The organism is Vibrio sp. V30_P3S12P165, from assembly GCF_009904905.1.
Classification (GTDB): domain Bacteria; phylum Pseudomonadota; class Gammaproteobacteria; order Enterobacterales; family Vibrionaceae; genus Vibrio; species Vibrio fujianensis.
Genome location: NZ_WXWH01000010.1, coordinates 35,433 through 47,359, shown reverse-complemented (window position 1 = coordinate 47,359; position 11,927 = coordinate 35,433). Strand labels below are relative to the sequence as shown.

Genomic DNA, 11,927 nt, shown 5'->3' with positions numbered 1-11,927 from the left:
TTTTGCTCGTTGCGCGTAAGAGGGCATCTGATGCTGCTGCAAATGATGTTTTACGGTATTACGAGAAATGCCTAATTGACGGGCAATGTTACGAATGCTTTGGCCTTGTGCAAAGCGAACATGAATATCCACAAATGTCTCCTTGGTTAACATAAATCACCCGTATAAAAAATAAACGGATGATACCAAGTGGATCAGTTTTCGATGATCGTTAGTGGATCAGTTTTGCATGATCGGTGACAGCAGTGAACAGTTGGAAGGTATCCCGTAAATCTTACCGTTATTTCTAAGCTGCCTGTGCGGCAGTGAACGTTTCATCAGTCCAACCTTGAGAGATCATCGATTTCTAAGCTGCCTGTGCGGCAGTGAACCAAAAGTGATTAAAGTACCTGATTATTTGCAATTTCTAAGCTGCCTGTGCGGCAGTGAACTATCCCTATCGCTCGCATCAACACCAAGGAACTTTCTAAGCTGCCTGTGCGGCAGTGAACTGGGGTCTATTTCTTGGGATGGTTCAAAATACTTTCTAAGCTGCCTGTGCGGCAGTGAACGTGATCCAAATACCGATGAACGCGCATGTGAATTTCTAAGCTGCCTGTGCGGCAGTGAACCAGACGAAATAGGACGGTCAGAAGGTGGAAAATTTCTAAGCTGCCTGTGCGGCAGTGAACCGAGTATTTTGTACGTATTAAGCTTAACAATTTTTCTAAGCTGCCTGTGCGGCAGTGAACGCACCGCCCCGGCGGAACCGGGATTCCTGATATTTCTAAGCTGCCTGTGCGGCAGTGAACGTCTGACGCCGAACGGCAGCGAGCCAGTACCATTTCTAAGCTGCCTGTGCGGCAGTGAACAAATCCCAAAAGCCGCTGTGCCTGATAAAAAATTTCTAAGCTGCCTGTGCGGCAGTGAACGTTCAAGGTGGGCGATGGGAAGGTTCTTCGATTTTCTAAGCTGCCTGTGCGGCAGTGAACTACGTAAAGCGTTAGATAAAGTACCTAAAATTTTTCTAAGCTGCCTGTGCGGCAGTGAACTTGTTGTTAACCAGGCGAGACAAGGAGCAACATTTCTAAGCTGCCTGTGCGGCAGTGAACAGATCACTCAAGTATGTGCTGAACAAAGGCGGTTTCTAAGCTGCCTGTGCGGCAGTGAACAAAAAAATGCTGCCAAAGATATTGTCCGTCACTTTCTAAGCTGCCTGTGCGGCAGTGAACTTGCGGGTATTTTTTGCGGTATGCGCTCAAAATTTCTAAGCTGCCTGTGCGGCAGTGAACGCTATCGCAAAGCGGTCGAGCATAACTCAGGCTTTCTAAGCTGCCTGTGCGGCAGTGAACGTTTCCCCATCCTGCTCAAACGCACCGCGCAGTTTCTAAGCTGCCTGTGCGGCAGTGAACAAACACCGCTGGGCGGCATTGCTGCATGATGCTTTCTAAGCTGCCTGTGCGGCAGTGAACTCCGACTCCAACAGCTCCACCTGAGTCGGCACTTTCTAAGCTGCCTGTGCGGCAGTGAACAATTATCCGTGTAATGAACGGCTAACCATTATTTTCTAAGCTGCCTGTGCGGCAGTGAACGTTCGCGGCCCTACGGCATTTACAAGCACAGCTTTCTAAGCTGCCTGTGCGGCAGTGAACGTTTAGCTACGCTAATGCGTGATGCCGAACAATTTCTAAGCTGCCTGTGCGGCAGTGAACGCTTACTATGACAATTGTCATGTTGATTTGGATTTCTAAGCTGCCTGTGCGGCAGTGAACCGCTTCGTAGCTTTTCGCTTTATCCATTGCTATTTCTAAGCTGCCTGTGCGGCAGTGAACAAATAAGAATCAGAATTTAGAAGAACGTCCAAATTTCTAAGCTGCCTGTGCGGCAGTGAACGCTCGATAAAGAGCTGAACATCGCCGCCATCGTTTCTAAGCTGCCTGTGCGGCAGTGAACGACAATTTTTCCCAGCCGTCAATGGTGCCGGCTTTCTAAGCTGCCTGTGCGGCAGTGAACCTTGTTAAGCGATTCTCTTTCCTAAGCATCACTTTCTAAGCTGCCTGTGCGGCAGTGAACGTTTGAGGGCGGTGGTAGTTCTTCGACGTCTCTTTCTAAGCTGCCTGTGCGGCAGTGAACATTTTATTGCATTCAATGATTTTCCAGTGCCTTTTCTAAGCTGCCTGTGCGGCAGTGAACAAATACTATTGTTGATGCTCTGCTTTTAGCGATTTCTAAGCTGCCTGTGCGGCAGTGAACCACTGGTCATACTACACGTACTGATGATGATGTTTCTAAGCTGCCTGTGCGGCAGTGAACATGTTCAATACAAACAAATTGCTCATGACTTATTTCTAAGCTGCCTGTGCGGCAGTGAACGTAATTCGTAAAAATGAGCAACTAGCATTACTTTTCTAAGCTGCCTGTGCGGCAGTGAACGGATTCTCACGATGCCGTTAATTTATCTAGTCTTTCTAAGCTGCCTGTGCGGCAGTGAACGGGGTGGGGACTTTCACCCCGTATTACTATACTTTCTAAGCTGCCTGTGCGGCAGTGAACAAGGACACCGTGGCCAATGCCTTGGCCCGTGATTTCTAAGCTGCCTGTGCGGCAGTGAACCGGCGCTTTCATCAATCGGCACCGCCCACAAATTTCTAAGCTGCCTGTGCGGCAGTGAACTGCATAGCAATGCATCCCCGTGTAGTAATACGGTTTCTAAGCTGCCTGTGCGGCAGTGAACAAAAACTCAAAACCAACGACACAGCCGGAACCTTTCTAAGCTGCCTGTGCGGCAGTGAACATAAATATATAACCAGCATGTAATTAAAAAAATTTCTAAGCTGCCTGTGCGGCAGTGAACAAGTGTGAGAACGGTCAAAGAATGGGACAAAGTTTCTAAGCTGCCTGTGCGGCAGTGAACAATAGAATAAATCAATAAAAATAAGTTACAACAGTTAGTTAGGATAAAAAATGCATTTTTACCTTATAAAAAACCACCCATTGTAACTTATTGTATTTAAAGCTTATTTTTAAAGAGCAAAAATAAAGGGTAAAAACTACCCTTTTTCGTTCAATTTAAAAGTGCGGTACGGTCGCCAATGCGGATTGTCCATTCGCTTTGCTACTTAAACCATAGCAATCAAAGCTCCCATCTTGAGATGTGCTTTGGGACTGCATCTCAATAAACAGCGGAAACTTGCTGTTTTTTTCTGGTGAGCGTTGCTTGGTTTGCTGGCTATGCAAGTAAATAAACGGCAAAGAGCACAAGGCTGTCGGCTTGCTTTGTTGCAAATCCGCTAGACATTCCACCAGTGGTTTACCGGATTTTGCTGCCCATAGTTCGGCTTTTTGCTGCATATCCCGCTCTATTCGTTCGGGCGATTTCACCTGCTTGCGTACAAAGCTGACGTAAGTCACATCATTCGGTACGGATTTGATCCCTTTGATATGTACATAGTCTTCAAGCCGAGTTAGCCAGCGGTGGATATCTAACTTTTCCAATGTCGCTTGCTCTTTAGCAAATAGGCGCAACTTACTGCCCAGTGGAAACTTCGCTTGACGATAATCAGGGAAGCCAACTGCAACCAGAGATTGGTTGCTCGCCACTTTGTGCTCCACCAAGGCTATGTGGACTTGTTGAAAGACTTTTTGCCACAGGAAGCCTACTGCGATGTCGGCATCTGGCAATAAAGTGATCTCTTGGTAGTAGTTCATGACTTTCTCACTATTCTGCTTTACCACCAAATACACCACCGCGAATTAAGTTCGCCAGCACAAATTTTTTGTCATTTTCGTTAACTTCTTCGTCGTTTACCCATTTCATCATCAGAGTATAAAGATCTGTTTTCGTCTTTCTAAATGCTTGGCCTTGCTGGGTAACAGCCCCAAATGGCTCTATTGCAATGGGTAACTCTGCATTATCATACCAATCATCAATCGTTCTAATCGCATTGCCAATTTTCACACAAGTCATAGCCGCATGATTATCCAGCTTAAACAATACTTTTTTCTTTTCTCCCATATTCATTACCTGAGAGGGGAATATATGCTGCCCTTTTCCGAGTTTGACAAACGCATCAATCGTTAAACATACGAACTTATCGTCACTATTTAAGCCTTCAAAAATAGCGTTGGCCGCTCTCATTAGGTCAGCGTTGTCTCGCTGATTTTCGAAAGTTTTGAGTGAGAAATCATAACCATTAAATACAATCGTATCTTGGTTATTCACTGTAATTTGAATATACAGTTTTTCTGCAGCAACACGGTTGCGCCATAAAAAACGCCCTGCAGCAATATTATGTGCATATCGATAGGCCAGTTCCCTCAGCCCTTCTGATTTATAAGCCAAAACTTTTGTTTTGATCTTTGTAGAAAAGTCAGGATCATTACAACCAAAAGGCGCTCCCAAATCACCAATAACTCGCAGTGAAAAGCTAACCTTTAATGTATCATCGCCATGATATAAATTCGCATCATCGTTATCAGATGAAACTGGGTTCGGCTTTGTTTTATCTTCATCTTTTGTTCCAAAAGCACTCTGTGTGGAACGATTTTTTCTTTGCGCAACTTTTATTGCAGTCCAATTATCCATTTGGGGTTTCTGGCCACCCCCCCATATACCTGAAAACATCAATGCATCTGATGGCTCTAACTTACGCTCAAACGCCAACATATTTGGTAAAGTAAATTTTTTAGTCATTATATAAATCCTTATTTATTAAACTAATTCGTCGATTGGATCAAAAAGCGTTAAAACTTGCTGTTCTAATTCACTATCTTCTCTGTATGTTTCTGAGGTTTGTTGGCATAAGTACCAGCCATCATCATATTTATAGTTCCACAGGCAACTAGCGATATCTTCACTATTTTTTAAGCGATTAACTCCTAACCATTCACCGACCGAATGAACGGCCTCAACAAAACAAACAGGCGTTTCACTATCACGCGTATTGGCAACGTCACAATTGTCATAAACTGGAGATATGGCTTTATAACCCGTCATAATCGGAACGAGATAACCAATCTTAGGTTTAGGCAAATACTGCCAATCAGCATCCGTTTTACTCGTTGGGGTTATGTATTCTTCCCATTGCTTCAGTAAGGGTTTTGTTGGTTTTGACTCTTCTAGTTTCGAAAAATAGTCAGAGAGTTCTTGCGGAATATTATTACTGTAGGGTTGTTCTAAATGTTTAAGCCAGATTTCATATAACTTGAGATCATCCATTCCTTTCAAATGTTTATTTATCAAAGTTGAAACTGGCCTAGCTTGCTGTTTTAAAGCTATAAAATCTAACCAAGCATTTAATTGCTCAGATTCTGGATTTTCGCTTAAACAGTTTTGATAATGCTCCGCTAAATAGTTTGACCTATCCATTAACACAAAACCTGGCAACAGTGCTTGTTTTAGTTTGAAGATATCCTGCTGGTTATTGCCATCAAAAAGCTTTACGTCGCCAATAGTCAGAATGCTACCACCCGCCAATCTCTGCATTAAGCTCTTCTGCTTTATCCATGAAAGTAGCTCACCGACTTCTCTACCGATAAAACCGTCAAACTCGATAACCAAGGAGACTATCATATTCATTTTTCCCTCTTCGACAATCGAGGGCGCGCCACCTTGGACAACTTTATCTACATCACCTCGCAAATAAGCAGGGTTTTTACTTTGCAAAAATCTATCGTTGTATTTCCCAAAAGTATGCACATGATGCTCATGGGCAACAACAGCACAGCCTTTCAGGCTAGTATCTTGGTATTTTGACCTAGCTAATTTACGCGACAAGTTATGTGTAAAACCCAAAAAGTGCGTAATCGCAGGGAATCCCCATGTAAAGCCAGCAACCGCATTGGCATTCTGCACTTTAATACGGCTTAACAATAAATACTGTGTCATACCGTTTTCTCCGTGTTTTTTGGCGCTATCGTGATGTCCCGTAAAGCATTACTCATCAATAACGCCCATAATTTGGTGTGCTCTGGTTGTGGTGTAAAGCGCTTATCTTTACCGATCAACTTGCCATTGACCCACTTAGCAAAATCTTTGCTGACTTCCGATTGCCAATCAGTCGTTTTTCGGGCCGTTTGAAAGGCCTCATCATCTCGATAAGGGTCAAGAAAATACTGCTGCGATAGCTTAAGCTTAATACTCTCTACCCCACTCCAGCCCTCTGGTAGCAACTGTATCTGTTGTGCATAAAACAAAACGGTATCCGTTAAGCTTTGCCCCCACTTGATTAACCACTTTCTTTTCTGTGGATTGCGTGTGCTTAAAGAAAGCCTTTCGTTGCGCAACAAGAAATCTCGTAAATAATCAACGTCAGTTTTAACTACTGAATTTGGAATACCGTTGTAAAACCAAGATTTTTGATTGATTGGTGGTTTTATTTGGACTACCCATGTAGGTGGCTGGGTATTAAATAATCTTTGAATACCTCCTCTTTTGCCATTAAATACTGTCGCATTTTGGTGCTGACTTTGTGTAATCAAGAGCTTGCTAACACCCACAAAACTTTGTTGCACGCCAGGTATAAATTTGGATGCGTTTCTAGATTTGGTAAATTGGTCTTGTTTCTTACGGACTTCTTGATCAAAACATCGCTCATAAAGCTTTTGAATCAAAGAAGATGGTTGTAATAAAGCTAGTAAGTGGTAGTTTTGAGCTAAAGGGAAGTACAATTGCTTTTGTAAAATATCAGCCCTTAGTTTTTTATTAAGTATTGCTTGGTAACTCTCTAGCCAATAACTTAACTCTTCATCATCTTCTGCAAAATAAGCTAAAGAAGATCCATTACCCTTTTGTATATCTTCAAATAGATAAGAATCATTATGTTTAAGCATTAAGAACTTAACTTGTTTAGAAAAAACCGCATTAAGATATGTACCATCTATGGTTCTCTCTTGCATGCTACTGGTGCTGATATATTCAGTTCGACTATTGCTTGAAGTGTCTAAAATTGAAGAACCAGATGAACTTGAATGAGTTAACTTAGCACAATGCGTGGCTGGTAGAACGCCTTCGCTTATCTCAACTGAACGCGCTATCCAAATATTATAAAAATTACTTTTTCGCTTTATTTTTTCAATTTCATCAGAAATTGAATTTATCCACCCTCTTTCTAATGCAACTTGATAAGAGGCCATAAATTTGTCTTTGTTTTTCGCCGTAACAGGTATTTTCTGAATCTGACTTAAGAATTTTTTGACTTCCTTTTCATTTCCCCCTGAAACCTCAGCTAAAAGCTTTTTAGAGACAAACGTTGAGAGCAATTCATTGAGATAAGCACTTTCTTTACTATGCTCCTCAAGATTTGCTATGTAACTTTCGATTACATGGTGCCAGCTAAGCTGTTGAATTTCACTCACAGTTTTTAACCTCCTGATATAACCCAAAATTATTGTGATAGCAGTACTCACGATTACTGCTGTTTTCAAACTCCGTAATTCTCAACTCACCAAAGAGCTTACCTACTTCACAGATATCCATCTTGAGATCATTTACTAATTTTTGATAAATATTTTCAACTGATTGATCGAACCAAAGATAACTGTTTTCTCCGAGCTGTATTTTTGGCACTGTTGTTATGCCAATTTCTGTTACCTCACCAAATTTAATGGGGTGAACATTTTCATTAAGCCAACACCAGTATGGTTTACCAAATTCACCATCAAACATTAGGTAATAAGCTTCATCTTGATGACTTTTTCTAAATTGCTGTTGTCGCTGTACTTCTGCGCACCAATAGGGCATTTGTTGTTTTTCAGCATTCCACCAAACTTTAGCATTTCTATCACCAGAGAATAATTGCCAAGCTAGTGCCTTGTGCTCTAGCCCATTTAAGTCAATATAAAAGCCATCCTTGTTGGGCAAATATTGTTCTTTATCTGGCAACGTTATTCTTGGTATTGCATTGATAATTTCATAGGTCTCTTTCCTCAGTAGTCCTTCGAGCTTGAGATCCTTATCTAGTAACAACCTTTCTGTACTCGATTTCATTTCAAAACCGGGCCGTGTAAAGCAAATTTCTCTGCCATTTAATGCTTTATAGTTTTGATTCAATAACACTATATTTGGCTCTGTTATTGATTTATCTCGGTGTCTTAACACTCGACCAGCTAACTGAATAATAGAGCGCATAGAGCTGGGTTCGACAATTGCCCAATCATAATCATGGTCGCGCCCTACTTCTGCGACGGGTGAAGCTAACACGACAAAAATATGGTGCTTTTGTGGAAAGTCATTAATGACTCCTCCCACAGGATGGGAAGATTCAAAAATATTATTTGCATGCTTACGCTTTAATGCCATATCTAACTTATTTTCAATTTCGCTTCTTACCGCCAACGGATAACGACTATGGTAGATACAGAAGTGGATACAACAGTCATTATTTTGTTCAATAACTGGCGCATCAAAGGCTATTAAATTTTGCGCAACATTAACCAAAGGGTTTATGTTAGCCATGCGTACTAAGCCAATTGAAACTGTTTTCCCATTTTGGCTTGTATGGTGCTTTCTATGTAACTGACTAAATTGGTTGTAGATTGTTCGGGCTATTGCTTGTAAAGGTGAATCTCCATCACTTCGCTCAATCCCTACTATTTTCCCAATTCGTTTAGCTTTTGATTGTTCGCTGTGTAAAAACGACAAGCGCTTATTAACAAACTTACTATGTTCAGATTTAAACGACGTTAAATCTGCTATTTGACTCTTTTCAGCGTCTGAGACTGTATTCTCATCAAACCAAGCGCAGCAAATATTACCAGACCAATCGGTTAAATTTGCCTTAGCATATTGCTGCCAACCCGTTCTATATGATTCAAAAAGCGAAAATGCCAATGCAGGTGGCATGGTTGCTGTTGAAAGTAAAACTCTACTGCCTAGCATTCCAGCCCAATTAACTAAGCGGCAAAGTGCGGGTAGATCAGATAAGCCAAAGTCGTCAGGTTCATCCAGAACAAGATCTGAACTCAGTAAACGCAACATCGCTGCTGTTTGTCTACCACCCTTTGTCCCCTCGGTCGCTGAAATTAAATGGTCAATTGTGCAAACAAGCACTGGTGCACTGAGCAATTTATCAATGTTTTTATCATGCGCAGTCCATTGGCTTAAGCTATGGACTATGTTTCCTTCATAGTGCGTATAAATTTCTTCGTTTAAGTTCTCTTCCGCAGATTCGCTGCCACAACTTCTCTCATTTGTACCGTTTTCTTTATTTTGTGCATTTTCAAAGAGCTGTTTTACTGCTGAGCCACCGACAGCAATAGCCAACTGCTCATCATTTAAGCCAATGCTATCTTTAAACTCTCGACCAGTTTGCAGTGTTAATGTACGCAACCCCAGTGCGACAGAAAAACGCTTATTCCCCGTTTGCTCACCAATTGCATACATAATTTTCGCATTAGTTATGGTTTTCCCTTTACCTGTGGAGGCCATGTTAATGGCGAAAAAACCATTGTTAGTGCTTTCCCTGCCAAGCTTACTTGCCAACTTTTGAGCGCTATTTTGCCACCCATACTTCTCAAATTCTTTATCAGACTTTCTAATTAGCTCCGACAAAGATTTGGCATCTTCAAGCTTAGGCAAACTAAACTTCAGTTTGGGTAAAGCTCGTACAATATCCTTACTATGGATTGCTACACCGATTAAATGTTCATCGAGTTGTTGCTTTAAACCAGTTTTTCCCGCCGATTTATCATAGGTATTCGCGTGAGTATAATATTTAGAACTTCGCCACTCAGGCGTGACTTCAGGTTGAGACGAGTAATAACGATCAGCCAACATCATTGCTAATCTAGCTAGATGGCTGGTGAATACATGGTCGTTTATATAATCTTGTTCGAAATATTCTCTAGATAGTAAATTCGCCAGCGCTATTGACGCGACATTAGACGCGTGTGAACACCATTTTTTACTGTGATAAGGCAATGCGCCTTCGGAAAAACTCCAGTTTTCTTGTACCCGATGCTTCTGCTCAACAGCATTACACTGATACGAGTTCCAATTCGCATCAAAACTATTAATTAACCACTTATCAATATCTTTCAACGCTGGGGCATTAATACTGTCTTGCCAAGCAGGGCAAAGCGGTAATTTATGGTGAGAAACTATAATCCATGCAACTAACTGAGCAAATGGCGGTAAACTGAGAATGGGGTGTACGCCAAATCCATGTTCAATACCATCCTTGAAACAATCTGGTATATTTTCAAATTGTTGTTCTGCCAATTTTTCTAGCCATTTGACATCATCATGACTACCAACAAAAGCCTGAAACAAGCGTAATGAAACCCACTCATGCCTATATGGCTCTGAGTTTTCAGTTTTAACGTTAGGATCTAACTTCTTCTGGAATAGAACATTTGCTTTTCCAAAATCATGAAAAAGACCAGCGATTGCTGCCGCACTTGCTATAGCGTCTAACGTTTTCCAATTTGCACTATCGTAAAACACTGTCATTTCTTTTTCTGTGTAGTTTACTGGCACATATCCTTCTGCATTAAATTTCTTCTTGTTACCCACCACCCATAACAACTGACTGCGCGATCGAGAGCGGATCCAGTGGCAACTGACGGCGGTGCTGCGGCTAGCGGTTTGGCCTAGCATTTTTTTAACGGTGAGTAACCCATCTTCGGTGATCAGGGTTTGCCAAGTGTTATCACCAATGCGGTTGGCGAAAGCATCCAGTACACGGCGAGTTTTCTTGAGGGCGTTTTTCTCACACTGAGAAACAAAGGTGACCATCATAAAGCGTGTTCCTCGCGCTCTTCTTCCTCTTTGCCTTGCAGTGCGATGTGTTTCACTGTGTCGAACATATAATCGAGCGCTTTGTGTTCAATGAAAGATTGTAAAACTTGTTGGCGAAACTCTTGCTCGGTGGCGTTTTCTTTGGCGCAAACAAAGGCCCACGGCAGGACAATGGCATCTTTGATTAAGTCGGCGACATCAAACACCAAAGCGCCACGGCGAGTTTTGCCATGCATGACGGCAAAACCGTGCGGAATGCCAAGCACCCACAAGCAACTTGCCGCAAGGCCATAGGCTAAGTAGTTACCATGATTCAAAAAGTCATTGGCTTTATCGGTGGATTTTTTGTTTGGCTGATGTTGGCGAGTAAAGTCTTCTTTCCCCGTATTATTGGCAGCGTACTTGTACAGTGCTTTGGTGAGCTGCGCTTCAGTGAGGAGCAGATCGGCTGGTTTATTCGCGGCTTCAGTACGTTGGTGGAAAGTATCAAGGGATTGCTGTATTACTTCATCTTGAACATTGAATTTTTCAAGGGTTAATTCTCGGTCTGATCGCCAAACGCGCTGCAAGTAATCAATCCGTGCGTTTTGAAATTGTTTGGCGGCGGCCAAGCGCTTTTGATCATCAAACCAGAATGAGAGCCAGCCTTGTAAGTATTCGGTTGGGCGATACTCGCTCTGCGGCGTAAACCATTCCACCTCGCAAGCCATGTGCAGTGGCGTACCGCCGCCACCACAAAACCCGACCAATACGCCAGCCTGTGAGAGCATGCGCATGGCCGCTTGAGTAATGGAGGTGCCGTTGCCGAGCATGAGTACGGTGGTATTAGCAATCGGAATATTGAAGTAGAGGTTTTCTTTGTCGGCTTCGGTCAAATAGAGTACACGACCATCTTTTTGCATCACGCGGCAATATTCAAGGTAATACATATTGGCGCGCTTTGAGTGCAGGATGACTTTAAGATCGGAGGGTGAGAGATCGTCCATTTTTTGCTCCATGCCTGATGATTATGCATCGACTTTATCCCCTTCCTACTTGAATCTGCTGGGGTGTTGGCTACGTTCGCTTACCCCCAATCACATAAGCCTGTCTATACTCATGGGGATAATGAGAGTCATCTGTGGTTTTCATCAAAGGCCAGCCTACCTGCAACGCTAAGTTGTTTGGGTATGGGTTTGGCTAGTGGTGGTTTCAGTCAACACGGTGTCAC

At 42.5% G+C, this 11,927-nt stretch carries 7 protein-coding genes and 1 CRISPR repeat array; all 7 genes read right to left on the bottom strand.

What is annotated here, in order from left to right; genetic code table 11:
- Nucleotides 1-153 (bottom strand): helix-turn-helix domain-containing protein (locus CAG57_RS02420; protein ID WP_161433708.1); only part of this gene is annotated, 153 nt, incomplete at its 3' end.
- Nucleotides 154-283: 130 nt separating this feature from the next.
- A CRISPR array of direct repeats spans nt 284-2,893; the repeat unit is 28 nt; unit sequence TTTCTAAGCTGCCTGTGCGGCAGTGAAC.
- Nucleotides 2,894-3,048: 155 nt separating this feature from the next.
- A complete protein-coding gene (gene cas6f / locus CAG57_RS02415) occupies nt 3,049-3,687 on the bottom strand; it encodes a type I-F CRISPR-associated endoribonuclease Cas6/Csy4 (RefSeq protein WP_161430569.1) in 639 nt (212 codons plus the stop codon).
- A 10-nt stretch (nt 3,688-3,697) separates the two neighbouring features.
- A complete protein-coding gene (csy3, locus tag CAG57_RS02410) occupies nt 3,698-4,672 on the bottom strand; it encodes a type I-F CRISPR-associated protein Csy3 (RefSeq protein WP_161430571.1) in 975 nt (324 codons plus the stop codon).
- A gap of 18 nt (nt 4,673-4,690) precedes the next feature.
- A complete protein-coding gene (csy2, locus tag CAG57_RS02405; RefSeq protein ID WP_161433927.1) occupies nt 4,691-5,866 on the bottom strand; it encodes a type I-F CRISPR-associated protein Csy2 in 1,176 nt (391 codons plus the stop codon).
- On the bottom strand, nt 5,863-7,335 hold the full coding sequence (csy1, locus tag CAG57_RS02400; RefSeq protein WP_161439487.1) for a type I-F CRISPR-associated protein Csy1: 1,473 nt from the start codon (nt 7,333-7,335) through the stop codon (nt 5,863-5,865). Before csy1 ends, csy2 begins: the two co-directional genes overlap by 4 nt.
- Nucleotides 7,328-10,717 (bottom strand): type I-F CRISPR-associated helicase Cas3f, encoded by a 3,390-nt coding sequence (gene cas3f, locus CAG57_RS02395; protein WP_161426818.1) that lies wholly within the window; start codon nt 10,715-10,717, stop codon nt 7,328-7,330. Before cas3f ends, csy1 begins: the two co-directional genes overlap by 8 nt.
- The gene (cas1f, locus tag CAG57_RS02390; RefSeq protein WP_161426819.1) at nt 10,714-11,703 is read right to left on the bottom strand and encodes a type I-F CRISPR-associated endonuclease Cas1f; all 990 of its coding nucleotides are present in this window, start codon (nt 11,701-11,703) and stop codon (nt 10,714-10,716) included. Before cas1f ends, cas3f begins: the two co-directional genes overlap by 4 nt.
- Nucleotides 11,704-11,927 lie beyond the last annotated feature (224 nt).